The sequence below is a fragment of the Sphingomonas hominis genome, from assembly GCF_013328205.1.
Classification (GTDB): Bacteria; Pseudomonadota; Alphaproteobacteria; order Sphingomonadales; family Sphingomonadaceae; genus Sphingomonas; species Sphingomonas hominis.
Map to the genome: position 1 here is coordinate 523339 of NZ_JABULH010000001.1, position 24965 is coordinate 548303.

28 protein-coding genes and 2 other RNA genes are annotated in these 24965 nt (G+C 68.9%); 23 read left to right on the plus strand and 7 right to left on the minus strand.

The features are described 5' to 3' along the window. Positions 1-13 precede the first annotated feature (13 nt). On the minus strand, positions 14-1258 hold the full coding sequence (locus HRV97_RS02640) for a type III PLP-dependent enzyme (RefSeq protein WP_174192649.1): 1245 nt from the start codon (positions 1256-1258) through the stop codon (positions 14-16). A 195-nt stretch (positions 1259-1453) separates the two neighbouring features. On the opposite strand from HRV97_RS02640, the gene HRV97_RS02645 reads away from it, so the two are divergent. Continuing rightward, a complete protein-coding gene (locus HRV97_RS02645; protein WP_343044412.1) occupies positions 1454-2380 on the plus strand; it encodes a threonine ammonia-lyase in 927 nt (308 codons plus the stop codon). Then, the gene (locus HRV97_RS02650; protein ID WP_174191669.1) at positions 2377-2556 is read left to right on the plus strand and encodes a hypothetical protein; all 180 of its coding nucleotides are present in this window, start codon (positions 2377-2379) and stop codon (positions 2554-2556) included. The genes HRV97_RS02645 and HRV97_RS02650 overlap by 4 nt, the downstream gene beginning before the upstream one ends. A gap of 576 nt (positions 2557-3132) precedes the next feature. Here the strand turns inward: HRV97_RS02650 and HRV97_RS02655 are convergent. Beyond that, complete coding sequence (locus HRV97_RS02655) at positions 3133-3789, minus strand: alpha/beta hydrolase (protein ID WP_174192124.1); 657 nt, start codon at positions 3787-3789, stop codon at positions 3133-3135. 74 nt (positions 3790-3863) lie between these two features. On the opposite strand from HRV97_RS02655, the gene HRV97_RS02660 reads away from it, so the two are divergent. From HRV97_RS02660 to HRV97_RS02700, 9 genes are all read left to right on the plus strand, one after another. Further along, positions 3864-4940, plus strand: coding sequence for a cysteine desulfurase family protein (locus HRV97_RS02660; protein ID WP_174192125.1), 1077 nt, complete (start codon positions 3864-3866; stop codon positions 4938-4940). Continuing rightward, the gene (locus HRV97_RS02665; protein WP_174192651.1) at positions 4937-6022 is read left to right on the plus strand and encodes an aminotransferase class V-fold PLP-dependent enzyme; all 1086 of its coding nucleotides are present in this window, start codon (positions 4937-4939) and stop codon (positions 6020-6022) included. Before HRV97_RS02660 ends, HRV97_RS02665 begins: the two co-directional genes overlap by 4 nt. After that, on the plus strand, positions 6019-6324 hold the full coding sequence (locus tag HRV97_RS02670) for a 2Fe-2S iron-sulfur cluster-binding protein (RefSeq protein WP_174192126.1): 306 nt from the start codon (positions 6019-6021) through the stop codon (positions 6322-6324). The genes HRV97_RS02665 and HRV97_RS02670 overlap by 4 nt, the downstream gene beginning before the upstream one ends. A gap of 87 nt (positions 6325-6411) precedes the next feature. Continuing rightward, on the plus strand, positions 6412-6681 hold the full coding sequence (locus HRV97_RS02675; protein WP_174192127.1) for a hypothetical protein: 270 nt from the start codon (positions 6412-6414) through the stop codon (positions 6679-6681). Between the two features lie 12 nt (positions 6682-6693). Next, positions 6694-6924 carry a hypothetical protein gene (locus tag HRV97_RS02680; protein WP_246248485.1) on the plus strand — a complete coding sequence of 77 codons (231 nt, stop codon included), beginning with the start codon at positions 6694-6696 and terminating at the stop codon, positions 6922-6924. Between the two features lie 47 nt (positions 6925-6971). Further along, positions 6972-7069: signal recognition particle sRNA small type (gene ffs, locus HRV97_RS02685), an RNA gene on the plus strand. Positions 7070-7246: 177 nt separating this feature from the next. Beyond that, the gene (locus HRV97_RS02690; protein WP_174192128.1) at positions 7247-8881 is read left to right on the plus strand and encodes a DNA polymerase III subunit gamma/tau; all 1635 of its coding nucleotides are present in this window, start codon (positions 7247-7249) and stop codon (positions 8879-8881) included. After that, the gene (locus HRV97_RS02695) at positions 8878-9201 is read left to right on the plus strand and encodes a YbaB/EbfC family nucleoid-associated protein (RefSeq protein ID WP_174192129.1); all 324 of its coding nucleotides are present in this window, start codon (positions 8878-8880) and stop codon (positions 9199-9201) included. The genes HRV97_RS02690 and HRV97_RS02695 overlap by 4 nt, the downstream gene beginning before the upstream one ends. Before the next feature lie 148 nt (positions 9202-9349). Next, positions 9350-9583 (plus strand): hypothetical protein, encoded by a 234-nt coding sequence (locus tag HRV97_RS02700; RefSeq protein ID WP_174192130.1) that lies wholly within the window; start codon positions 9350-9352, stop codon positions 9581-9583. A 158-nt stretch (positions 9584-9741) separates the two neighbouring features. Here the strand turns inward: HRV97_RS02700 and mtgA are convergent, their stop codons facing one another. The 5 genes from mtgA to HRV97_RS02725 all read right to left on the minus strand — a co-directional run bounded on the left by mtgA (position 9742) and on the right by HRV97_RS02725 (position 14674). Further along, a complete protein-coding gene (gene mtgA, locus HRV97_RS02705) occupies positions 9742-10416 on the minus strand; it encodes a monofunctional biosynthetic peptidoglycan transglycosylase (RefSeq protein WP_174192131.1) in 675 nt (224 codons plus the stop codon). A gap of 267 nt (positions 10417-10683) precedes the next feature. Beyond that, positions 10684-11919: a flavin monoamine oxidase family protein gene (locus HRV97_RS02710; protein WP_174192132.1), complete on the minus strand. Its 1236-nt coding sequence runs from the start codon at positions 11917-11919 to the stop codon at positions 10684-10686. Further along, complete coding sequence (locus HRV97_RS02715; protein ID WP_174192133.1) at positions 11916-12689, minus strand: hypothetical protein; 774 nt, start codon at positions 12687-12689, stop codon at positions 11916-11918. Before HRV97_RS02715 ends, HRV97_RS02710 begins: the two co-directional genes overlap by 4 nt. A 47-nt stretch (positions 12690-12736) precedes the next feature. Next, on the minus strand, positions 12737-13639 hold the full coding sequence (gene rpoH / locus HRV97_RS02720; RefSeq protein WP_174192134.1) for an RNA polymerase sigma factor RpoH: 903 nt from the start codon (positions 13637-13639) through the stop codon (positions 12737-12739). A gap of 75 nt (positions 13640-13714) precedes the next feature. Next, positions 13715-14674: an RluA family pseudouridine synthase gene (locus HRV97_RS02725; protein WP_174192135.1), complete on the minus strand. Its 960-nt coding sequence runs from the start codon at positions 14672-14674 to the stop codon at positions 13715-13717. Positions 14675-14692: 18 nt separating this feature from the next. Between HRV97_RS02725 and HRV97_RS02730 the strand changes: the two genes are divergently transcribed. The 12 genes from HRV97_RS02730 to HRV97_RS02785 all read left to right on the plus strand — a co-directional run bounded on the left by HRV97_RS02730 (position 14693) and on the right by HRV97_RS02785 (position 24739). Continuing rightward, on the plus strand, positions 14693-15100 hold the full coding sequence (locus tag HRV97_RS02730) for a M67 family metallopeptidase (RefSeq protein WP_174192656.1): 408 nt from the start codon (positions 14693-14695) through the stop codon (positions 15098-15100). Positions 15101-15182: 82 nt separating this feature from the next. Beyond that, positions 15183-15830, plus strand: a complete 648-nt coding sequence (locus tag HRV97_RS02735; RefSeq protein ID WP_174192136.1) for a histidine phosphotransferase family protein — start codon at positions 15183-15185, stop codon at positions 15828-15830. 80 nt (positions 15831-15910) lie between these two features. After that, positions 15911-18181, plus strand: a complete 2271-nt coding sequence (locus HRV97_RS02740; RefSeq protein ID WP_174192137.1) for a chemotaxis protein CheA — start codon at positions 15911-15913, stop codon at positions 18179-18181. Next, the gene (locus HRV97_RS02745) at positions 18178-18597 is read left to right on the plus strand and encodes a chemotaxis protein CheW (protein WP_174192138.1); all 420 of its coding nucleotides are present in this window, start codon (positions 18178-18180) and stop codon (positions 18595-18597) included. The genes HRV97_RS02740 and HRV97_RS02745 overlap by 4 nt, the downstream gene beginning before the upstream one ends. Positions 18598-18713: 116 nt before the next feature. Beyond that, positions 18714-19079, plus strand: coding sequence for a response regulator (locus HRV97_RS02750; RefSeq protein ID WP_174192139.1), 366 nt, complete (start codon positions 18714-18716; stop codon positions 19077-19079). 26 nt (positions 19080-19105) lie between these two features. Continuing rightward, positions 19106-20179, plus strand: coding sequence for a chemotaxis protein CheB (locus HRV97_RS02755; RefSeq protein ID WP_343044413.1), 1074 nt, complete (start codon positions 19106-19108; stop codon positions 20177-20179). Further along, the gene (locus tag HRV97_RS02760; protein ID WP_174192140.1) at positions 20176-21018 is read left to right on the plus strand and encodes a CheR family methyltransferase; all 843 of its coding nucleotides are present in this window, start codon (positions 20176-20178) and stop codon (positions 21016-21018) included. The genes HRV97_RS02755 and HRV97_RS02760 overlap by 4 nt, the downstream gene beginning before the upstream one ends. A 139-nt stretch (positions 21019-21157) precedes the next feature. Further along, positions 21158-21790 carry an N-acetylmuramoyl-L-alanine amidase gene (locus HRV97_RS02765; RefSeq protein WP_223176606.1) on the plus strand — a complete coding sequence of 211 codons (633 nt, stop codon included), beginning with the start codon at positions 21158-21160 and terminating at the stop codon, positions 21788-21790. Between the two features lie 11 nt (positions 21791-21801). Then, an RNA gene (rnpB, locus tag HRV97_RS02770) (RNase P RNA component class A) lies at positions 21802-22183 on the plus strand. Positions 22184-22232: 49 nt separating this feature from the next. Continuing rightward, a complete protein-coding gene (locus HRV97_RS02775) occupies positions 22233-22778 on the plus strand; it encodes a J domain-containing protein (RefSeq protein WP_174192142.1) in 546 nt (181 codons plus the stop codon). Positions 22779-22785: 7 nt separating this feature from the next. Continuing rightward, the gene (locus tag HRV97_RS02780) at positions 22786-23091 is read left to right on the plus strand and encodes a (2Fe-2S) ferredoxin domain-containing protein (RefSeq protein ID WP_174192143.1); all 306 of its coding nucleotides are present in this window, start codon (positions 22786-22788) and stop codon (positions 23089-23091) included. Between the two features lie 199 nt (positions 23092-23290). Next, positions 23291-24739, plus strand: a complete 1449-nt coding sequence (locus HRV97_RS02785; RefSeq protein WP_246248486.1) for a S41 family peptidase — start codon at positions 23291-23293, stop codon at positions 24737-24739. The last annotated feature ends 226 nt before the right edge of the window (positions 24740-24965 follow it).

The window sequence follows — 24965 nt, forward strand, 5'->3', positions numbered from 1 at the left end:
TGCAAGTGCTTGATTACAGCTTGACGACGTTCGAGGTGATCTCGGCGCGTTCCTGCTTGCCGTTGTCCTGCTCGACCGTGTCGTAGAGCGACACCATGGGCTCGTCGGTGACCACAACGGTCTCGTCCGAGCCGAAGCCGTTGAACGCGGTGCGCATCGCCGAGCCGTAAGCGCCGAGCATGCCGATCTCGATATAATCGCCCGCCTGAACATCGGCGGGCAGCAGGAACGGGCCTGCCATATGGTCGAGATCGTCGCAGGTCGGGCCGTAGAACGAGAACGGATGATCGCGCACGGTCGACTCGGGCTCGCGCAGCAGCGTCACCGGGAAGCGCCAGCCGATGTGCGCGGCGTCGAACAGCGCGCCATACGCGCCGTCGTTGATGTACAGCTCGTTGCCGCGGCGACGCTCCACGCGCACCACGACGCTACTGTATTCAGCGCACAAAGCGCGACCCGGCTCGGCCCAGAGCTCGGCCGAATAGGAAATCGGCAGGCTCTCGAACGCGCGGTGGATCGTCTCGAAGTAGCGCTCGAGCGGGGGCGGCTCCATGCCGGGGTAGCTGGACGGGAAGCCGCCGCCGACGTCGATGACGTCGACCGTCACCGCCGCGTCGACGATCGCGGCGCGCACGCGCTCCATCGCGTCGGCATAGGCGTCGGGCGTCATCGCCTGGCTGCCGACGTGGAAGCAGATGCCGAGCGCGTCGGCGGCCTGGCGCGCGGCGAATAGCAGCTCCTTCGCCTCGTGCGGCGCGACGCCGAACTTGGACGCGAGGCTGAGTTTCGAATGCTCCGACGACACACGCAGCCGGACGCAGAGCGTCAGGTCGGTCGCGTTGCCGGTCGCGCGCATGATCTTGTCCAGCTCCTCGATCGAATCGAGGCTGAACGTGCGGACGCCGTGCGTCGCATAAGCTTCGCGCACCGCTTCCTCGGCCTTAACCGGGTGCATGAAGCAGAGCGTCGCCTGCGGCAGCGTGCGCGCGACGAGGCGCACCTCGGCGAGGCTGGCGACGTCGTAATGCGTAATGCCATTGTCCCACAGGATCTGCAGGAGCTCGGGGCTCGGGTTCGCCTTCACCGCATACATGGAGCGGCCCGGAAACTTCTCCGAGAAGAAGCGGGCGGCCCGCGCCGCGGCGTGGGGACGAACGAGCGTGACCGGCTGAACCGGTCCACCCTTGGCGATGTCGATGCCGCTACGGACGGCAGTCGATTGGGGCGCTAGCCCCAGCGCGCTATGATGCTGGTGCAATTCAAGGGACCTCCGCGCCACGGCGAAGCCGCGGACTTGTTGTTCGACATAAGCACTGCCTTGCGGTGGAAGTCCCATGGGGCAGCGGACGGGTCACATAGGTTCGTGATACCCCCCTGTAAAGCGTTTCGCGGGCCCTTGTTTCGTGGCATTCCGCGAGACGTGACAATTTTACGACAACCGACGCGTGCAGGGGTGCGCGATGCCGCGGCGAAGGTCGCCGCGATCCTGCCGCAGACACCGTTATACGTGGTGACGATCGAGGGGGTGGCGGTCGCGATGAAGGCCGAATCGCTCCAGCCCACGGGTGCGTTCAAGATCCGCGGCGCGTGGCATCGGCTGACCGCCCTGGACGAGGCGGCGCGGGGGCGGGGTGTGGTCGCCTTCTCCAGCGGGAACCATGCGCAGGGGATCGCCTGGGCGGCGAAGCGGTTGGGCATTTCGGCGACGATCGTGATGCCGGCGGACGCGCCCAAGGCGAAGCGCGAGGCGACGCTGGCGCTGGGGGCCGAGGTGGTCGATTACGACCGGGTGAGCGAGAGCCGAGAGGCGATCGCGGCGCGGCTGGCGGAGGCGCGGGGGGCGACGCTGGTCCCGAGTTTCGACGATCCGTGGATCATCGAGGGGCAGGGCAGCGCGGGCGTCGAGGCGGCGGAGCAGATGGCGGCGGCGGGGCTGGGGCCATGTACGCGCGTCGCGGTGCCGTGTGGCGGTGGCGGGTTGGCGGCGGGCGTCGCGCTCGCGCTAAAGGATTCGGCGATCACCGTGGTCGAGCCCGAGGGCTGGGACGACATGCGGCGTAGCCTGGAGGCGAGCTGGATCGAGCCGGTGGGGCCGAACCCGCCGCCGACCGCGTGCGATGCGCTCCAGACGAAGCAGGTGTCGCCGCTGACGTTCGATGTGCTCAGTCGGCGCGACGCGACGGGCGTGGCGGTAAGCGAGGCGGAGGTGCGTTCGGCTCAGCGCTGGGCCGCGGAGCGGTTGCGGTTGGTGGTGGAGCCCGGCGGGGCGGTGGCGCTCGCGGCGCTGCTCGCCGGCAAGGTGGCGTTGGAGCCGGGGTTGCTGGTGATCCTGTCGGGCGGGAACGTTGATATCGACGCTTATGCGCGGGCGATCGCGTGAGCGGCTCTTACGACTCGATCGCCGCGGCCGCGCCGGGGATTGCGATGCTGGCGGCGTTCGCTTGCGCGATCGGCGGCGGGGTGTTGATCGGCAAGGGGCACGATCGGCGTAAGGGCGTGCTGATGATCGTCATGGCGTTGGTGCTGGTCGCGAATGTTGCGATCTGGACGCTGTGACGACGTGCGGAAGGTCACGCGAAGGTCACACCAATGCGCGGTGCCGCGGGGTCGAAGGTCACGCGAAGGTCACACCAATGCACGGTGCCGCGGGATGGAAGGTCACGCGAAGGTCACACCAATGCGCGGCGGTTTGGCGCGGAAGGTCACGCTAAGGTCATGCCAATGCGCGGTACCGTGGTCGGTGCGCCGCGCTGTGGCAACGTGGCGGTTTGGTGACTGAGGACGATGAGAAAGAGCGGGATTTGGGACTGCTCGGGTGCTGAGCGTTTCCGGGCAGCTTGTCAGACGTTCTTCGTCGAGCCGGACTTGATCCGGGGTCCCGCTTCTGAGCCGGGCGGGAGGAGGTAGCGGGATCCCGGATCAAGTCCGGGATGACGGTGAGTTGTACGGGTTGAGGGCTGCTCTAGCGGGAGGGGGAGGTGTAGGACAGGGGGAGCCGTGTGCGGCGAGCCGTTCTGCACGGGCGGGGCGGGAGGCCGACACGAGCAAAGCCCGTGTCGTCGGTCGGCGCGGTGCGCCGCCGACCGCGCTGGTCGCCGGGGCGCGGAATAGCCGTGGCTATTCCGCTGCGACTCAGCGGATCGGTGAATTCGGATCCAGCCGCATGTCGAGGTAATTGTCCACGCTCTTCATCAGGTCGGGCATCTCATGCTCGAAGAAGTGGTTCGCGCGCGGGATCGTGTCGTGGTGGATCGTGATGTGTTTCTGCGTGCGCAGCTTGTCGACCAGCTTCTGCGTCGCGGGCGGGGTCGCCACCTCGTCCTCGGCGCCCTGGATGATGATCCCCGACGAGGGGCAGGGTGCGAGAAAGGTGAAGTCGTAGAGGTTGGCGGGCGGCGCGATCGAGATGAAGCCGCGAATTTCGGGGCGACGCATCAGGAGCTGCATGCCGATCCACGCGCCGAAGCTGAACCCGGCGATCCACGTCGTCTGCGCCTCTGGGTGGAAGCTTTGGATCCAGTCGAGCGCGGCGGCGGCATCGGACAGTTCGCCGACGCCGTTGTCGAACACGCCCTGGCTCTTGCCGACGCCGCGGAAGTTGAAGCGCAGCGTGGCGAAGCCGCGGCGCTGGAACGTCTTGTAGAGTTCCTGCACGATGCGGTTGTTCATCGTGCCGCCCGCGTTCGGGTGCGGGTGGAGGATCATCGCGACGGGCGCGCGCGGGCGCGGCGCAGGGGCGAAGCGGCCTTCGATGCGACCTTCGGGACCGGGAAAGATGACTTCGGGCATGGTCACTCGTTATATGATGCGTGGGGACGCGCGAGCGCCCGGAATGGCGCGCTATATAGGCGCAGAGCCCGAGAATGGAACGTTTTGTGTCTGACCGTCTCTATCTGGATCACGCCGCGACGACGCCGATGACCGCAGGCGCGCGCGCGGCCGTGCTGGCGGGCATGGCGATCTGGGCCAATCCGTCGTCGCCGCACGGCGAGGGACGCGCAGCGCGCAAGGCGTTGGAAGAAGCGCGCGCGCAGGTGGCGGCGGCCTATGGCTGGACGGGCGAAGTGCTGTTCACCAGCGGAGCGAGCGAATCGCTCGGGATTGCGCTCAACCGCGTTCACGCACCCGCGCGGTACGCGAGCGCGGTCGAGCATGACGCGGTGTGGCGGTCGGGCGCGGACCCGCGGGTGCTCCCGGTCGACGAACAGGGCGTGGTGACGCGCGAGGGGCTGGACGTAGTGAGCGGTGGGCTGGTGTGCGTGCAATGGTGCAACAGCGAGACGGGGGTGCGGCAACCGATCGCGGGGATTGCGGAGGCGGTGCATGCCGCGGGCGCGCTGCTGCTGGTCGACGCGGCGCAGATGCCCGCAGGCGAGGGGGCGGAGGTTGCGGCGCACGCCGATCTGGTGGCCTTGTCGGCGCACAAGCGCGGTGGACCGCCGGGCGTCGGCGCGCTGCTGGTGCGCGATTTGGCGGTGCTGGCGCCATCGGGCGGGCAGGAACGCGGTTACCGCGCGGGGACGGAGAATCTACCGGGCGTGCTCGGTTATGCAGCAGCGCTGGAGGAGGCCGAGCCGGTCGAACGCTGGGTGCGCTTACGCGAACGGCTTGACGACGCGATCCGGCGGTCGGGCGGCGACGTAGTGGGCGAGGACGCCGCGCGGCATCCCGCGATCGGCAGCTATCGGATGCCCGGCGTGGCGGCGAACGCACAACTGATCCGCTTCGACCTGAGCGGGATCGCGGTGTCGGCGGGGAGCGCGTGCGCGAGCGGGAGCTTGAAGCCGAGTCACGTGCTGCGTGCGATGGGGTGGGACGAGGCGCGGACGCGCGAGGTGGTGCGCGTCAGCTTCGGTCGGACGACGGACGAGCGCGATGTCGAACGCTTCATCGCCGCGTGGCGCGGCATCGCGCGCGAGACGCGGACGTTCGCGGCGTGATCTACCTCGATTATCAGGCGACGACGCCGCTCGCGCCCGAGGCGCTCGACGCGATGCTGCCGTGGTTGCGGGACGGGTTCGCCAACCCGCATTCGCCACACCGCGCCGGACGCGCGGCCAAGGCGGCGGTCGAGGTCGCGCGGGGCGAGGTGGCGCGGCTGTTGCCGGCGGGCGGGCGCGTCGCCTTCACCAGCGGCGCGACCGAGGCGCTCAATTGGGCGATCAAGGGCACGAGCGGCGGCATCGTTACGCTCGCGACCGAACATGCCGCGGTGCTCGACACGGTTGCCGCAGAGGCGGCGCGCGGGCGCGCGGTGACGGTGCTGACGGTCGGGCAGGACGGCTCGGTCGACCTCGACATGGCGCGCGCGGCGATCGTGCCGGGCACGGGGCTGGTCGCGGCGATGCTGGTCAACAACGAGATCGGGGTGGTGCAGCCGGTCGGAGCACTGGCCGACATGGCTCATGCGGCGGGAGCGGTGATGCTGTGCGACGCGGTGCAGGGCTATGGCCGCGTCGCGGTCCCCGAGACAGTCAATCTGGTCGCGGTGTCGGCCCACAAGGTGCATGGGCCGAAGGGCGTCGGTGCGCTGTGGATGCGTGACGGCGTGACGATCGCGCCGTTGCTCCACGGCGGCAATCAGGAAGACGGACGCTCTGGCACGCTCAGCCCGGCATTGTGCGTGGGGTTCGAGGTGGCGGCGCGGTTGATGCGCGAGCGGGCGGACGAGGATGCGGCGCACGTCGAGCGGCTTTGGCGGGTGGCGGTCGATCTGCTGCCGGGATGGGCAATCAACGGCGCGGTCGACCCACGCTATCGCGGCAATCTGAACGTCCGCCGCACTGGGCTCGACGTCAACCGATTGATGAGCGAGCTGCGCGACCTGGCTTTCTCGGCCGGCAGTGCGTGCGCGAGCGGATCGGGCCGCGCCAGCCACGTGCTGCGAGCGATCGGGCTCTCCGACGCCGCGGCGCGTAGCTCGATCAGGCTCGGCTTCGGGCGTTATACGACCGAGGAGGAGCTACGCGCCGGGATTGGCCGGATCGCCGCTGCCGCCGACGCGCAGAGGATCGCGGCATGAGATTGTTCGTGACCGATGGTGACGCGGTGTCCGAGTTCGCGGGCGAGCCGGGCGAGCGGTTGCTCGATGCCTGCCAGCGCGCCGGACTCCCGCTCGAAGGGACGTGTGGCGGGGACATGGCGTGCGCGACCTGCCACGTTGTCCTTGCTGCCGCCGATTTCGATCGCCTGTCGCCTGCGAGCGAGGAGGAAGAGGACATGCTCGACCTGGTGCCGAATGCGCGGCGTACCAGCCGGCTGGCGTGTCAGATCGTGCTGACGCCGGCGCTGGAAGAACTGGGGCTCAGCCTTCCTGCCGCCTGACTCTCGCCTGACCGACCGGTTCAGGAACCAGCAGGACCACTGGCCTATTCTGCGCGTGGTGGGTGGGCGCGTAGAGGAGTAACAGGCATGAAGCTGATGATGTTGAGCTTGGCCGGCGTGGTGACGGCGAGCGCGATGACGCCGGTCGCGGCGGACGCGCAGCGCTGGCGCGACGAGCGCGGCTGGCATTCGGGTCGCTATTACCACGGTGGCCGTTATCACGCGCCGCCACGCCGTTTTCGCGGGCGCGGCTACGGTTATGACCGTCGCTGGCGCGGGCCGCGCTTCCGCACTGTCTGTCGCTATCGCCCGGCACGCTACGGCTCGGTCCGCCGCTGCTATCGCGTTCGTTACTGAGGAGAGCGTACAATGAAGGCTCTGTTTTCCATGCTGGCGTTCGGCCTCCTGTCGATGACCGGCGTCGCGGCGACTGCTGCACCTGCCGCGGCGCAGGAGCGCGTCGTGGTGCGCGAGCGCACGGTGGTGCGTCACACCGGACCGCGCTACCGCGGGCGCTGGCACAACCGCCGCGTGTGCGAGAAACGCTGGCGTCATGGCCGCCGCGTCACCGTCTGCCGCACGGTGCGCTATCGCCGCTGAGCCGGTGCTAATGGCTTGATCACACCGCCCGGCTCCGCCATAGGGCGCGCGGGAGTCGGGCGGACGTGGTCGTCGCCAACCTGGTCAGGTCCGGAAGGAAGCAGCCACAACGATTTCGCCGCGGGTCGTTCCGGCTCCCACCGCGCAGTCACGAAGCGACAAGCGCGGCCGGCGGTGCACTGCACCGTCCGACGACGCGGCTTCGCCGCGGCGAGCCTTTTTCTCGATAGCACCGAAGAAGTGGGATGCCGGATCAAGTCCGGGATGACGGTCGGCTAATCGCTTCGACAAACGCGGCTTCGCCCCCTACATCGGGCAGGCAATGTCCGACTCCTTCGACCTCGGCTCTCCACCCCAGCCCGCGGCACCGGCCAAGCCGGAGACGTACCGCGTGCTCGCGCGCAAGTACCGGCCGCAGACCTTCTCCGCGCTGATCGGGCAGGACGCGATGGTGACGACGCTCGCCAACGCGATCCGGCGCGGCCGGTTGGCGCACGCCTTCCTGCTGACGGGGGTTCGCGGGGTGGGGAAGACCTCCACCGCGCGACTGATCGCGAAGGCGCTCAACTGCATCGGCCCGGACGGGCAGGGCGGGCCGACGATCGATCCGTGCGGGGTGTGCGAGCCGTGCCGCGCGATCGCGGAAGGGCGCCACATCGACGTGATCGAGATGGACGCGGCGAGCCATACCGGCATTGATGACGTACGCGAGATCATCGAGGCGTCGCGCTACGCCGCGGTGTCGGCCAGGTTCAAAATCTACATCGTGGACGAGGTCCACATGCTGTCGAAAGCGGCGTTCAACGGGTTGCTCAAGACACTGGAGGAGCCGCCCGCGCACGTGAAGTTCCTGTTCGCCACCACCGAGGTGAACAAGGTTCCGATCACGGTGCTGTCGCGCTGCCAGCGGTTCGACCTGCGGCGCATTCCGGCGGAGAAGCTGGCGGATCATTTCGCGCGCGTGTCGGAGGCCGAGGGTGTCGAGGCGGAGGCGGAGGCGCTGGCGCTGATCGCACGCGCGGCGGAAGGATCGGCGCGTGACGGTTTGTCGATCCTCGATCAGGCGATCGCGCACGCCGACCTGGAGGGTGGGGGCGTGCGCGCCGATGCGGTGCGCGAGATGCTGGGGCTGTCGGACCGCGGCGCGGTGCGCGACCTGCTCGCATTGCTGCTTCAGGGAAACGCGCCCGACGCGCTCGCCGCGCTCAGGCGGCAATATACGCTGGGCGTCGATCCGCAGACGGTGATGCGCGGGCTGCTGGAAGCGGTGCACGGCGTCACGCTGATCAAGGTCGGCGCGGCCGAAGACCCGGCGCAGCCGGTCGAGGAGCGCGCCGCTTACCGCGAGTGGGCGGGGGGCATGTCGTTCCCGGTGCTGCACCGGCTGTGGCAGTTGCTGCTCAAGGGCTATGAGGAGGTGAGCGGCGCGTCGCTACCGATCGAGACGGCGGAGATGGCGCTGCTGCGCGTGATCCACGCATCGAGCCTGCCCGATCCGGGCGAGCTAGCGCGGCGCGGTCCGCCCGCCGTCGCGGCGGCGCCGCCGGCGGCCGCACCCGCTGCTGCGCCGACGCCGGCCGATCGGATCCCCCGCGAGTTCGCGGGTGCGCTCGACGCGTTGGAAGCAGCCGGGCAGATCGCACTGGTCGCAAGGTTGCGCCACGCCGCGCGGCTGGTCCGCTACGCCCCGCCCGAGATCGAGTTCAGCAACAGCCGGCCCTTGCCGGCGGACATGCTGGTCGAGCTCGCCGCCGCGTTGAAGGACGCGACCGGGCGCGTGTGGAAGATCGCGCTGGTCGACGCACCGGGCGAGCGATCGGTGCGCGAGGCGGAACTCGACGCGGTGCAGGCGCGTCACGAAGCCGTGGCGCAATCGCCGGCGGTGCTGGCCGCGCTTCATGCCTTTCCCGGGGCGGAACTCATCGATCCGCCCGCAGCCAAACGGAGTCTCTCGTGAAGGATTTGAACGACATTCTGGCCATGGCGCAGAACGTCCAGGCCGAGTTGCAGAAGGCGCAGGACGGGCTCGACACGATCGAGGTCGACGGCGCGGCGGGCGGCGGGCTCGTGAAGGTCAAGGCGTCGGCCAAGGGGCGGATCATCGCGGTGTCGATCGACGAGTCGCTGCTCCAGCCGAGCGAGAAGCAGATGGTCGAGGATCTGGTCGCCGCCGCGCTCAACGACGCGCGCGCGAAGGCCGATGCGGCATCCTCGACCGAGATGTCGAAGATGACCAGCGGGCTGCAATTGCCGCCGGGGTTCAAGCTGCCGTTCTGATCGACGGATCGAGATTGCCGAACGGCGGGGGTGCGGCGGCGTACCTCCGCCGTTCGCATGTCGGGCAAACGCCCGCGCCGATGCTCGTGACGGGGGTGGAACAAGTCGCGGCAACTCCGGTTCTGGTGTTCAGAAACAGGAGGATTGCATGGCAGAGGATCGTATCACGCAGACCCCGCACACGACGGTGATCGAACGCCGCGGGTCGAGTGGCGGATTGTTGATCGGTATTGCGGTGCTGGTGGCGGTGTGCGTTGCGGCCTATTTCATGTTCGTCGGAAGCAGCAGCGAAGTGTCCAAGAACAACGCGATCAGTTCGGCGGCGAAGAGCGTCGAGTCGACTGCGGACAAGGCAGGCGCGGCGATCGACAAGAATAGTTGATGGCGGGGCGGAGAGCGGTGTTCGCCTAACCTTCATTGGTGCCGCTCGTCTGGTGCTCTTTACTCAATCGAGCGTTCCACTACGCTGATTGGGCGTGGGAAGAAGCCGGATCCCGGATCAAGTCCGGTATGACAATGGGGAACGGTGGGCCTGATCGCTCAGCGTAGGCAGGCGTCGAGGCCTTGGCGACGGACGACGCCGATGCGGGCGGCGATCGCGTTACCGTGGCGACGCACGAAGCCGCGCGGATCGATCGCGGCACGCTTCTTCGGCAGCGGCAGCACGGCGGCGATGCGGCCGGCCTCGGTCGCACTCAAGCGCGCGGCGGGGTGGTTGAAGTAGCGGATCGCCGCTGCCTGCGCCCCGTAAGTGCCGATGCCGGTCTCGGCGAGGTTGAGGTAGACCTCCATGATGCGGCGCTTGCCCCAGATCAGCTCTATCAGCGCGGTGAACCATGCCTCAAGCGCCTTTCGGACGTAGCCGCCGCCTTGCCACAGGAAGGCGTTCTTGGCGGTCTGCTGGCTGATGGTCGAGCCACCGCGTATGCGGCCACCCTGTGCGTTGCGCATCGCGGCCCCTGCCATCGCCTGCCAGTCGAAGCCGTGATGGAGGCAGAAGCGCGCGTCCTCACCCGCGATCGCGGCGCGCGCCATGTCAGGGTCGATGTCGGCGAGCGGCGTCCAATCCTTGGTGATCGAGCGGCCCTGCATCAGGTCGCCCGCCATCGTCAGCGTGAACGGCGGCGGCACCAGCGCGTAGGCGCCGACCCACAACACCGACAGGACGACGAACCATAGAACGGCCTTGAGCAGGATACGTAGCGCGAGGATCATGGTGCGCGCGGGTCTACGCGGTCGCGCTGCGGGGGTGAAGGACGATCTTGGGTGAGGGGGCGTGGTCGGTGCTTGTTGGGTGATCGAGTTCTCTGACTGTCGGCTCGGCAGCGCCGACTTTCAGCAGTCGCCTACCTGTCATACCGGACTTGATCTGGGCTCCCGTTGCGTTCTCCTCCCCGGCCCAAGAAGCGGGACCCCGGATCAAGTCCGGAGTGACGAGAGGATGTATGTCAGTGGTTACTGGGAAGGTGTTAGTCCTTCGGATCAGGTTCCGACCGACGTGAGGTGCACGAGCGCGCGGCGTGCGTCGTCGGCGGCGGCGAGGTCGGTGTCGCGTGCGCCGTGTGCGGTGGAGAAGTCGTGGGGCGAGCAGGCCTCGCCCGCGAAGAAGATGCGGTTGTCGACCGATTGCGCGAGCACCGCGCGCTGATCGGCGTGGCCGACGCGCGCGTGCGAGTAGCTGCCCTCGATCCACGGCTCGTGGCGCCAGCGGGTGGCGGTGATCGGCGTCAGCCGTGTGCGCCACTCGCTGCCGAGCAGCGCGACGAGCTCGTCAATCGCGAAGGCGGTGGCGTCGCCATCCTCGAGTTGGTCGGCGCAGTCGCCGCCGAAGAAGCTCTCGATCACCGGCCAGCCGAACGGCGATAGGCGGTGGCTGGCGGTGCAGGCGCGGTGCGGATGGCCGATCAGATGCGCGTCGTGCGGCCAGTCGGGGGCGTCGACCTCGAGGAACGCCTTGTCAGCGATGCCGAGCGGCAGCGCGGCGGCGGCGGCGTGCTTGTCGGGCAGCGCGGGAGAGAAGCGCAGTCGCTCGTCGGCGAGAACGGGCGTGGGGACCGCGACGATGACGGCGCGGGCGGTGATCGTGCCCGCGGTGGTGGTGACGCGCAGGTTCGCACCGCCGTGATCGATGTGGGTGGCGGCGGTGTTGAGCCGGATCGGCACGTCGGCGACATGCTGCGCGACCAGCGTGCCGTAACCCTCGCGCAGCGCCCAATTGTCGTCGGTCGCGGCATCCTCGTAGGCGAGCCAGTCGTGGAGCGACACGTCGGACAGATTGGCGCCGTTGATATAGCCCGACAGCGCGTCGAGCATCGGACGCCAGCGCTCGTCGGGCGCGACGAAGGCGGAGAGCGGCTGGTCGGGGCCGTTGGCGGCGGCACGCGCGCGTTCCTCCCATGCGTCCCACGCCCGACCGAATGCGACTTGCTCGTCGGGCGAAAAGCCTAGGTCACGCCACTGCTCGCCCCAGTTGGCGGTATCGGTGGCGATGGTGAAGCCGGCAGTGCGGGCGACCTCGGTCCAACTGTTGCGACGCGCGGAGTGGAGCCAGCCGCAGCCGAGATCGAGCGCGGCTCCTGCATGGTGGATCGTGCGCGCACGGCCGCCGACGCGGTCGCGTGCCTCGATCAGCAGCGTGTCGACGCCCGCGTCGTGGAGGTGACGGGCGGCGGCGATGCCGGCGGCACCCGCGCCGATGACGAGGACGTCGGGGTTCATCGCGCTGCCGGCACTGCATCGGGTTTGGGGAGCAGCGACACGCCCTTGCTCGCCGCCGCGTCGCGCGCGGGCATGTATTTGGCGGCGGTCATCGTCAGTGCGAGGAACGCGACGGCGATCGCGTCGAGCGCGAGCATGATCCAGACCAGCGCGGGCGGGCGGCCGATCGCCCCGAGCCCGAGCGCGTAGTGGAGTGCCATCAGCGGCACCGTGCCGGCGAGCAGATAGCCGATCGCGCGCCAGAAGTGCCCGGTCATTACGCGGCACGAGCGCAGGGGTCCGATTGCGGCGTTGCCGAGCGGCCAGGCGACGAACCAGGCGGTCAGGTAGATGCCGAGGATCGTCTGCGCCACCACGAGTGCGATAGCGGCAATGCCGGCGGCGCGGCCGTCGAGCCCGAGCGTGGGGCCGAGCGGCGGGCCGAACAGCATCAGATATTGCGCCGCGCCGATGATCGCGAACTGAATCGCGAACAATCCCATCGCGCGCGTGTCCAACGCGAGCGTGCGGCGCAGGTCACCGTGGAAGGCGAGAAAGCGCGTGAACCAATAGCCGGGCAGGATGAGCGCCAGCGTCTTGGCGAAACCGAAGGCGAGGCGGGCGGGATCGTTGGCGGCGGCGCGCGCGGCGTCGCGGCTGAGGTACATGCCCGATTGCACCTCGGCAACGTGCTGCGCGAACTCGACCAGCGCAGGCACCAGGAACAACAATGGCGCAGCCCGGGCAAATCGGGCCGCGCCATCGTACATCGCCTTGATCGAACCCCACATCGCTTGTTCCCCCTATCGGGAGAGACAAGCGAGTGCGGTGCGATCCGTCAAGCGGTCAGCAGTCGCTTCTCACCCGCGATCCGCATCATCGCGCGTTGCAGCTTCTCGAAGGCGCGAACCTCGATCTGGCGCACACGCTCGCGGCTGACGCCGTAGACCTGAGAGAGTTCCTCCAGCGTCTTGGGATCGTCGGTCAGGCGGCGCTCGGTCAGGATGTGCTTCTCGCGGTCGTTCAGGTCCTCCATTGCGTTGACCAGCATGTCGTGGCGGACGTCCGCCTCCTGCTGATCGGCGACGACCTTGTCCTGCAAGGGCGCGTCGTCCTGCAACCAATCCTGCCACTGACCCTCGCCGTCCTCGCGCATCGAAACGTTGAGCGAGGTGTCGCCGCCCATTGCCATGCGGCGATTCATGCTGACGACGTCGGCCTCGGTCACACCCAGGTCGGTGGCGATCTTCTGCACGTTCTCCGGGCTGAGATCGCCGTCCTCGAACGCGTCGAGGCGAGCCTTCATGCGGCGCAGGTTGAAGAACAGCTTCTTCTGCGCCGCGGTGGTGCCCATCTTCACCAGGCTCCACGAGCGCAGGATATATTCCTGGATCGAGGCGCGAATCCACCACATCGCGTAAGTGGCGAGGCGGAAGCCGCGGTCAGGCTCGAACTTCTTCACGCCCTGCATCAGGCCGATATTGCCTTCCGAGATCAGCTCGGAGGTCGGCAGGCCGTAGCCGCGGTAACCCATCGCGATCTTCGCGACCAAGCGCAGGTGGCTGGTGACGAGCTGCGCCGCGGCGTCGGTATCGCCGTGCTCCTGAAACCGCTTGGCGAGCATGAACTCCTGCTCGGGCGCGAGGATCGGAAATTTCTTGATCTCGGACAGGTAGCGGTTGAGGCTCTGCTCGCCGCCGAGCGCCGGGATCGTCGCCGGGACGTTGCTGCCTTTTGCCATGATCCTTACGTCTCCCTTTCTAGCGGAGAACGCGTCGACGCTGTCCCATTGCGGTGCAGCACGCGTGGTCCGAAGCTATACGTCAAGCCGCCTGAACAGTTCCTGCATGTCGGCGGGCATCGGACTGTCAAACGCCACCGTGGCGGTTGAAATCGGGTGAACGAACCCCAGCCGGGTCGCGTGCAGCGCCTGTCGACGGAAACTTAGGTCGTCCAAGACGACCTTGTGAACTTGTTTTGTTCTACCATAAACCGGGTCGCCGAGCAAGGAATGGCCGAGCGACGCCATGTGGACGCGGACCTGATGCGTGCGGCCCGTTTCCAAACGGCACTCGACCATTGCCGCATCGCGCAAATGGTGCAGCGTGCGGTAGTGCGTGACCGCACGCTTGGCGCCCGAATAGGTAGAGGCGACGATCGCGACCTTTTTGCGGTTCTGCGGGCTGCGCGCGAGCGGAGCGTCGACGCTGCCGGCGGGCGGCATCGGACGACCGCCAACGATCGCGCGGTAGCGGCGGTCGATCGAGTGCGCGGCGAACTGCTTCGCCAACCCCTCGTGCGCGCGATCGGTCTTGGCCGCGACCATCAGCCCCGAGGTGTCCTTGTCGATGCGGTGGACGATGCCGGGGCGCGCGACGCCGCCGATCCCCGACAGGCTGCCGCCGCAATGGTGGAGCAATGCGTTGACGAGCGTGCCGTCGAGGTTGCCCGCGGCGGGGTGGACGACGAGGCCGGCTGGCTTGTCGATCACGATCAGATGCTCGTCCTCGTAGGCGACGACGAGCGGTATGTCCTGCGCTTCGTTGTGCGCAGGTGCAGGGGCGGGGACCGCGACGTTGAAGCGTTCGCCACCGCGCGACTTGCGCGCGGGATCGCGCACCAGCGCATCGCCTTGCGAGACCTGGCCGGCGTTGATCAGCACCTTTAACCGCTCACGCGACAAGGTCGGCACCGCGTCGGCCAGCGCACGGTCGAGCCGCCAGCCGTCAGCCGCGGGCGCGATCGTCGCTTCGATGATGGAAACCCCCCGGTCCATGCGGCATCCTACATGGCGATGAAGGTGGAAATTTCAATTACGGATCGGCAACGAATTCTCGATCACGCTGCGTCGTCGCGCGACGAAGTGTGCGGATTGCTGCTGGGGGACGTGGGGCGGATCGCGCGCGTGCGGCCGTGCGCGAACGTGAGCGATATCCCGGCGCGTCGCTTCGAGCTCGATCCCGCGGCTTTGATCGCGGCGTGGCGGGAGGGGCGCGCTGGCGGGCCGCGCGTGATCGGACATTACCACTCGCATCCGACGGGCGACGCGCGACCTTCCGCGACCGACGCGGCGGAGGCGGCGGCGGACGGCGCGATCTGGGTCATCGCCGCAGCGGGGCAGGTTATGGCGTGGCGAGCGGTGGCGGCCGGCGCGGTGCACGGCCGGTTCGATCCCGTCGCGCTGAGCGTGGTGGCGGGGTGAGCCGGCGTTAACCCTGCTTGCGCGTGCGCGGTGCAGCGGCCACAACGCCGCTACCCGTTTTTCCCGCGTCCAAGGATCGTTCATGGCCATCAGCCCGGTCGACTTCGCCAGCCTGCTTTGTTCGCGGCTGTGCCACGATCTGCTGTCGCCGGTCGGTGCGCTCAACAACGGGTTGGAGCTGCTCGCCGACGAGACCGATCCCGAGATGCGCGCGCGCTGCATGGAGTTGCTCAGCGAGAGCGCGCGGGTGTCGGCGAACAAGCTGAAATTCTTTCGGCTCGCATTCGGTGCGGCGGGCGGCTTCGGCGAGCGGGTCGATGCGCGCGAGGCGCAGGTAGCGATCCAAGGTTTGTTGGGCGACAACAAGCGGCTGACGCTCGACTGGGTGATCGAGCGGACCGAGCTGACCAAGTCGGCGATCAAGGTGCTGCTGAACCTGTCGATGATCGCGGGCGACGCGCTGGTGCGCGGCGGGCGGCTGACGATCGGCGCGGAAGATAATGACGGGCTGACCGAGATCGTGCTGCACGCGGAAGGGCCGCGCGTCGTGCTCGACCCCGAGCTGCGCGAGACGTTGGTGAGCGGTGGGGCAAGCGAGGCGATCACACCGCGTGCTGCCGCAGCCTATCTGGTGCACGCGATTGCGGCGGAAGCTGGCGGGTCGGTGGTGGTGAGCGAGGGCGAGGACGGGTCAATCCTGTTCGGCGCGACGCTGCCGTCGTCGCGGTGACGCGGTGGCGCAAGGACGAGCGCTCCTAAGCGAGCCTTAACCTGATCGTGCCATGCCAGTCCCGAGGGAATCGGGGCTTCATGGACGATCTGCTGCAGGAATTCATTGCCGAGACGCGCGAAACGCTGGACGCGATTTCGGGCGAGATCGTCGGCTGGGAACGCGATCCGACCGATCGCGCGCGCCTGGACGCGATCTTTCGGTTCATCCATACGATCAAGGGGAGCTGCGGCTTCCTCGATCTGCCGCGGCTCGCGCGGTTGAGCCACGCGGCGGAGGACGTGCTGTCGGCGGTGCGATCAGGCGAGCGGGTGCCCGATGTGGCGACCGTGTCGGCGATCCTGGCGATCATCGACCGGATCGGCGAGATCGTCGAGGCGATCGATTCGGGGCAGCCGCTCGACGACGGCGACGAGGCGGCGTTGATCGCGCTGCTCGACGGCAGCGGCGCCACCACGCCGAACGCCGAGGCGGCACCCGCCGCAGCGACGCCGGTGCGCGCGCCGAAACGGAGCGTGCGGCTGTCGGTCGATCTGCTCGACCGGATGATGAGCGGCGTGTCGGACATGGTGCTGGCGCGCAACCAGGTGGCGCGGCAGTTGCGGGACACCGGCGACCCGCAACTGGAGGCGACGCTGGAGCGGCTGTCGGTCACCGTCGCCGAACTGCGGGATACGGTGACGCGGACGCGGATGCAGCGGATTGATGCATTGTTCCAGGCGCTGCCGCGGATGGTGCGCGACACCGCGGCGGCGGTCGGCAAGTCGGTGTCGCTGGTGATCGAGGGCGGCGACGTCGAGCTCGACCGCGAGATGATCGAGATGCTGCGCGATCCGCTGGCGCACATGGTGCGAAACGCGATCGACCACGGGATCGAGGCGCGCGCGGACCGCGTGTTCGCGGGCAAGCCGGCGGCCGGCAGCTTGCGGATCGCGGCGCGGCAGGCGGGCAATCTGATCGTGATCGAAGTTGCCGACGACGGGCAGGGCATCGACGCCGAGCGGCTGGTCGACAAGGTGGTGCGGGCGCGGCCGGCGCGCGCGGCCGAGATCGCGGGCTGGAGCGAGGCGCGCAAGCTCGACCTGATCTTCGAGCCGGGATTGTCGACGCGCGAGGAAGCGAGCGACGTCTCGGGCCGCGGCGTCGGCATGGACGTGGTCAAGGCCAATGTCGAGCAGATCGGCGGCCGCATCGGTTTGCGCAACGAGTGCGGCCGCGGGCTGACCGTGACGATCGAGGTGCCGCTGACGCTGGCGATTCTGAACGCGGTGATCGTGGAAGCCGCGGGCACGCGCTTCGCGCTGGCGCGGCAGGCGGTCGAGGAGATCGTTGCGGTTGACACGAGAACCAGCGAGGGGGCGCTCAGGATCGACCGGTTCGGCGGCAGCGCGATGACGGCGGTGCGGGGGCGGCGGATGCCGATGATCGACCTGCCGGCGTTGCTGTCGCTCGACACGCCCGAGACGGTGGCGATGGTCGCGATCCTGAACGTGCGCGAGGGTTCGTTCGCGCTGGGCATCAGCGGCGTGGTGGAAACGCAGGAACTGGTGGTGAAGCCCGCCGCCCCCGCCGTCATGTCGGCCGGGATCTATGCCGGACAGATGCTGCCCGACGACGGCGTGCCGATCCTGTTGCTCGACGTGGCGGGGATCGCCGCGCGTGCGGGGTTGAGGTTCGAGCGGCGCGAGGCGGCAGCGGACGCGGAGGTCGCGGTCGAGGTGCCGCGCGCGTTGCTGTTCCTCGACGCCGACGGACAACGGCGCATGATCGCGGCGGAAGCCGTTGGGCGGATCGAGCAGGTGCCGGCGACAGCGGTGTCGCTGGCGGCCGGGCGCTGGTGGGTCACGCGCGAGGGTGCGGCGGTGCCGTTATGGACCGGGCGCGTCGACGATCCGGCGCGCGTGTCGACGATGCTGCGGCTGCAGCTCGACGGGCGCGAGATCGGTTACCCGGTGCGCGAGGCGATCGAGATCGTCGACCTGCCGGCCGAGATGCTGGAAGCGCCGGGCGGCGCGCTGGTCGCAATGCTGGCGGGTGAGCCGATCGAACTGGTCGATCCGCTGGCATTGTTCGAGACGGCGGTGCAGCCGAGCGTGCGTCCGCTGTGCTTGCTGCATGGCAGCGAGAGCGGGTGGATGGACGCGTTCCTGCGTCCCACGATCGAGGCCGCGGGCTACGACGTGGTGCGCCGCGCGCCGCCGGGTACGCCGGTCGCGGTCGCACTGGCGATGGAGGAGGATGCGGGTGGTGCGCCGGGGCGGGTCATCCGACTGAGCCGTCAGGCAGGGGCAGGGCTGTACCGCGGCGACCGCGCCGCGCTGGTTGCCGCATTGCAGGAGTGTCGGGCATGAGCGCGGGATTGCAATTGGTCGCGCATGTCGCGGGGCGCGGGCTGTTGTTCGATGCCACGCGGGTCGATTCGGTGGTCGACCTGCCGCCGGTGGTGCCGACCCCGGGCGCGCCGGCGACGATCCGCGGGCTCGCCGCGCTGCGCAGTCGCGTCGCCACGGTGATCGAGACGCACCGCGTGCTGGGGCTGCCGCGCGGCAGCGGCGGCGGGCGCGGGGTGGTGACGATGATCGACGGTCACCTGTACGCGATCGCGGTCGACACGCTGGAGGACGTCGCCGGACTGGCGATCGCGCCGCCGCCCGCAGGGATGGCGTTGGAAGGCGGATGGTCGGCGGTGAGCGGCATCGCCGACGGAGAGAATGAAACGCTGCTGATGCTCGACCTCGACCGGTTGGTCGCGCTGGCGAGTGCGTGACCGGAGCAGTCTTCGATTGTCCGACACCCCCGACGGCGGTCAGCGGCAGCCGTTAACGCGACACTTACGGGTGCGACGCCATAGTCCACCATCCACGATGCGAGTCGAGTACCAGCATGAAAACCTGCCTGATCGTCGATGATTCCAAGGTCATCCGCAAGGTTGCGCGCCATATTCTGGAAACGCTGAACTTCGCGGTGGTCGAGGCGGCCGATGGGCGTGAGGCGTTGTCGCAGTGCCACGCGCACCACCCCGACGTTGTGCTGCTCGACTGGAACATGCCGGTGATGAGCGGCATGGAGTTCCTGCGCGCGCTGGGCGACGAAACGCTGCCCAAGCGCCCCAAGGTGGTGTTCTGCACGACGGAGAACGGCATGGCGCACATCCGCGCCGCGATCGAGGCCGGGGCAGACGAATATGTCATGAAGCCGTTCGACCGGGAAACGCTGGAAAGCAAGTTGCAGATCGTCGGGGTCGCGTAAGGGCGGCGGGCGACAAGGAGCGGATCGTGGCGCTGGCGCGCCCGCTTGCACGGCCGATGGCCGCTCGCGCCTTGCCCCGCGTGCTGATCGTCGATGATTCGGCGGTCGCGCGCGCGGCATTGGCGCGGATCGTGGCCGACAGCGGACGCTACAGCCTGGTCGCGACTTGCGCCGGCGCGGTGCAGGCGCTGGGGGTGTTGCAGCAGACCGAGGTCGACCTCATCCTGCTCGACATCGACATGCCGCGTACCAGCGGGTTGGCGGCGATGCGCGACCTGCTGCGTGACGGGGGCGGCGCCAAGATATTGATCGTGTCCGGGTCGGCACAGGACGGCGGCGCGCACGCGATCGAAGCGCTGTCGCTGGGTGCTGCCGATACGCTGGAGAAGCCTGGGGTGAAACCCGGAGCGGCGACGATCGGCACGCGCTTCGGTGACATCCTGCTCGCCAAGCTCGACGGATTAACGGCGAACCACGTGGGCGCGAGCGACATCGTGCGAAACGCGGCGGCGCCCGCCTTTCCGTTCGACGTCGTGGCAATCGGCGCGTCGACCGGCGGCATTCACGCGCTGACCACGGTGCTGCGCGCGGTGCCCGCCTCGATGCAGCGGCCGATCGTGGTGACGCAGCATCTGCCCGGCAGCTTTTCCACTTTCTTTGCCGCGCAATTGTCGAGCGTATCGGGGCGGCCGTGCGATGTCGCGGACGACCGGATGCGGTTGCTGCCGGGACGGATCGTGATCGCGCCAGGGGACGCGCACGTTGTGGCGGTGTCGCTCGGCGACGGGACCGCGGCGCTGCGATTGTCGCGCGAAGCGGCCGTGACGGGCAATCTGCCGTCGGTGGACCCGATGCTGTCGACGCTCGCGAAGGTGTACCGCGAGCGACTGCTGGCGGTCGTGCTGAGCGGCATGGGACGCGACGGGGCGGACGGCGCGCGCGACGTTCGCGCCGCCGGCGGCACGGTGCTGGTGCAGGACCGCGATAGCTCGGTCGTGTGGGGCATGCCGGGCGCGGTAGCGGACGCGGGGCTGGCGCACGCGATCATGACGCCCGCGCAGATCGCCGGCTTCATCGTCGCCAATGGGAGCAGGCGATGAGCGCGACGCGAACCCATCCGCCGAGCGCGGGGGCGACGATGGTGTTCTCCGCATTGTTGGAGGCACGCACCGGGCAGCAGCTCGCCGCCAATCGTAGCTGGCGGCTCGACACGGCCTTGCTGCCCCTGCTGGTCGAGCTCGATCTGCCGAGCGCGGACGCGTTGGTGGCGCGCTTGCTCGACGGGCACGATCACCGCATCGGCGACCGGATCGTCGACGCGCTGTTGAACCAGGAAACCTCCTTCTTCCGTGACGCCGGGGTGATCGAGGGCGCGGTGCGCGCGGTGCGCGAGACGGGCAGCGCCGAGGCGCGACCGCGTATCTGGTGCGCGGCCTGCGCGACCGGGCAGGAGCCGCTGTCGCTGGCGATGCTGTTCGCGGAGGACGGCGGGCCGGCGCCCGACATCCTCGCTACCGACGTGTCGGCGAGCGCGATCGCGCGCGCGCGGACCGGCAGTTACTCGCAGTTCGAGATCCAGCGCGGTCTGCCGATCCGGCGCATGATGCGCTGGTTCGAGGGCGACGGCGCCAATTGGGTGGCGAGCAAGACGCTGTTGTCGAGCATCAGCTATCGTCGGCACAATCTGGCGACCGATCCTGCGCCGGGTCGGTTCGACATGATCCTGTGTCGCAACGTGTTGTTCTACCTGTCGGCGCCGGTTCGGCACGTCGTGCTGGAGCGGGCGGCGCAGGCGCTGAAACCGGGCGGGCTGCTGCTGTTGGGGGCGGGCGAGACGGTGATCGGGCAGAGCGACCTGCTGCGGCCCAGCGCCGCGCACCGCGGCTTCTACGAGCGGGTCGAGACGGGCGGCGAGCAGGCGGTGCGATCGCGCGGGTGAGCCGCTTTGCACGCGGCCCCCGCGTCCGTATAGCCGGCCGCGACAATGGCCGACGAGGTGGCGTGATGGTGCAGGTGCGCGGGTGAGGGTGATCGACGCACCATCGCCCAATTTCAACGACCGCACGCTGCCGATCACGATGCTGGTGCTGCATTACACCGGCATGGAGAGCGCCGAGGCTGCGGTTACACGGTTGTGCGATCCGGCGGCCGAGGTGTCGTGCCATTATCTGGTGCACGAGGACGGCCGCGTGCTGCGGCTGGTCGCCGACGAACATCGTGCCTGGCACGCGGGCACGTCGCATTGGCGCGACATCGAGGACGTGAACTCCGCCTCGATCGGGATCGAGATCGTCAATCCGGGGCACGAATGGGGCTATCGCGCCTTTCCCGAAGCGCAGATCGACGCGGTGGTGCGGCTGGTCGCGCATCTGAAGGACAAATACGAGATCACGCGCGGCAATGTCGTGGGACATTCCGACATTGCGCCGGCGCGTAAGCGCGATCCGGGTGAGCTGTTTCCGTGGAACCGGTTGTCGCGGTTGCGGCTGGCACTGCCGCGACCGACCAAGAACCTGGCCGATCCGTTCTGGAGCGAGGCGGGGTTCTGTCTGGCGCTCGAACGTTTCGGTTACGACGTGTCCGACCGGATGGCGGCGATCATGGCATTTCAGCGGCGCTTTCGCCCCGAGTTGATCGACGGCGAGATCGATGCCGAGTGCCGGATGATCCTGCTCGCGTTGCTGCTTCCCAAACCGCAGGGCGACGACTAGAGGAGCCGGCGTCAGAGGGTCGGGCGGCCGCGTCGCGAAAGCGTCGAGGAAAGTCCGGGCTCCGCGGAACAACGGTGGCGGGTAACGCCCGCCGGGGGCAACCCCAGGGAAAGTGCCACAGAGAGCAGACGGCCGATCCTCGGATCGGTCACGGTGAAAGGGTGCGGCAAGAGCGCACCGCGCGCCTGGCAACAGGGGCGGCACGGCAAACCCCACCGGGAGCAAGATCGAATAGGGGCGGCGCGGCGATCTCGTGTCACCAGGGTGTGTTCCCACCCGCTGCCCGGGTTGATTGCTGGAGCCCGCGTGCGAGCGCGGGCCGAGAGGAATGGTCGCCTATCCCTGCCGCCAAGGCGAGGTGGACAGAACCCGGCTTACAGACCCTCTGACATTTCACCTTCGCGGTTGCCCTGCGCCGCGCGCAGCCTATCTCGGACCCTTCATGGCGCGTCACACCACACGATCGAACGACTGGGGCTTCCCACGCTGGCGCGGCTACGGCAGCGGACGCGCGGCGCAGACGGTGCGGCTGTGCGACCGCCACGGGTGCGAGGAGCCGGGCAATTGCCCCGCGCCCAAGAGCCCGAACAGCCCGGAGCGCTGGTATTTCTGCCAGGTCCATGCGGGCGAATATAATCGCGGCTGGAATTACTTCGAAGGATTGTCGGCGGAGGAAGCCGCGGCGCGCGAGGCGGACGAGCGGCGCGATGCGGGCGGCTTCGCGCAATCGAAGCACCAGGCATGGGCGGGGCCCGGCGACGGCACGCGCTCGCGCGACGAGATGCGCGCGCTCGACGTGCTCGAGCTTGAGGTCGACGCGTCGTTCGATGAGGTGAAGCTGGCGTGGCGGCGGCTGGCGAAGTCGAACCACCCCGACGTGCGACCGAACGATCCCGAGGCGGCTAAGCGGTTTCAGGCGATCCAGGCGGCATACGAGGTACTCCGCAGCGCCGAGGACGCGCGGACGTGGAAGCCGGCGGGGGCATGAGGCGCGGGTGAAAGATCACGTGCGGGCGCGCTGGTCGGGCGCGGTGCTGGTATGCGGCAAATGCTCCAAGAAACTGGGTGGCGGATTCGGCGACAAGGGGCGCACGCCGCTCGCCAAGGCGCTCAGGCAAGAGCCGGGGTTCGGCAAGGGGCGCAAGGCGAGCGTCGGGGTGGTCGAGACGAAGTGCCTGGGGATCTGCCCGCGGAAGGCAGTAGTGGTGGTTGACACGCAGGCGCCAGATCGCTGGCGGATCGTGCCGGAGGGCGCTGACGTGGCGTTGCTGGGCGACGTGTTGCGCGACGCCGCCGACTGAGTTCTCTCAGCGTCGCCGAGGTACAGGCGGGACGCGCTCGATAGTTGTTCGACACGGCGGGGCACCGGGCGATGTTCACCGATGCCGCCACCGGGATTGTCCGTGCGCTCGACGATCCGACCCCCCCCCTATGCAAACACATTCGCATCCATTGCGTCGGTGGAAGGGGTCCGACATGTAGCGAGTGGGGGAACATAGTATGCGCGGACGATGGCTGGCGTTGATGGCGGGTGCGGCGTCGATCGCGGCGGCGGATGCGCCGCGCGACTGGCAGGCGACGCTCAGCGCCGACGCGCGGGCGTTCCACGACCAGATCGCCCAAGATCATCCCGGGCCATACAATCAGTTGGATCCCGCCTTTGCGCGGCGCAACGATGCCGGGTTGGCGTTGGCGTTGAAGCGGGCGACCCAGGTGCGCGACTATGCGGGCTATCTGTGGACGATGCGCGGGTACGTGGCCGCGTTCGATGATGGGCACGTCGCTTTGGACGTGCAGAAGGCCGAGCCGCTGGCGCTCGAATGGCCGGGGTTCCTGACCGGGTTCGACGGCGCCGGGCGGCAGGTGGTGCGGACGGTGGCCGACGGGGTCGCGCTGCCGGTCGGCGCGGTGCTGGAGGCGTGCGACGGCGTCGCGGCGGAGCGGCTGGCCGCGCGCAACGTCGGCGCGTTTCGCGGGCGCTGGCAACTTGCCAGCCAGCGTGCGACGCAAGGTGGACGGTTGTTCGTCGACGCGCGCAATCCGTTCATCACGCGGCCGGTGCGCTGCACGTTCACGGCGGCAGGCAAGCGGCAGGACGTGACGCTCGCGTGGCGTCCGCTGTCTGACGCCGAGTTCGACACGCGCTTCGCCGCGACTGCGCCGCGCGCGCGGCCAGCGATCGGCGCACGGGTGCTGGCGGATGGGACGCGCTGGTTTTCGATGAGCAGCTTCGATGGTGACCCGGAGGGCGCGACCGCCAAGGCGTTGCGGCCGATGATCGCCGACATGGCGCGCGATCGCGCGAATGTGGTGCGCGCACCGCGGATCGTGCTCGACCTGCGCGGCAACGGCGGCGGATCGTCCGAATGGTCGCAGCAGATCGCGCGCGTGATCTGGGGGCGTGCGGCGGTTGATCGGGCCGAGGTCAGTTCGGAGGCGGTCGACTGGCGCGCGTCGACGGGCAATCTGGCGACGCTGCAGGGTTACAAGGCGGCGTGGCAGGCGTCGCCCGACGGCTCGCCCGAGGCGATCGCCTGGGCTGGGAAGATCGCGGCAGGGATCGCGGGCGCACGCGCGCGCGGCGAGCCGTTGTGGCGCGATGCGAGCGACGCGGCCGCCGCGGTCAAGGCGAACGAGCCGCCGGTCGCGCCGCCGACTGCGCGCGTGTTCGTGCTGACCGATTGGGGCTGCGGGTCGGCGTGCCTCGACGCGGTCGATCTGTGGACCGCGCTGGGTGCGGTGCAGGTGGGTCAGGATACGTCGGCCGACACGCTCTACATGGACGTGCGCGAGAAGATGCTGCCGAGCGGGATCGCGCAGGCGGTGGTGCCGATGAAAGTTTATCGCGGGCGGAAGCGCGGGTCGAACGAGCCGGCGGTGCCGCGGTATCGCTACACCGGCGACATGCGCGACGACGCGGCGCTGGCGCAGTGGGTGGCGACGCTGTGATGTGGGGAGGCCCGTCGTCGCTGGTCGTGGTTCGCCGGCTCTGACGCGCTGCAATTTAGGCATGGAGAGCGGGTGAGAGCGGGGACGGGCCACGCAAGGGTCATTCCCGATCAGCTTAAGTCGTCGTCGTCGTCACCCTGGGCTTGATCCAAGGTTCGGATTTTCGGGCAGTGTGAAAGAAGGCAGCGGGATCCCGGATCAAGTCCGGGATGACGGAAGGCGTTTG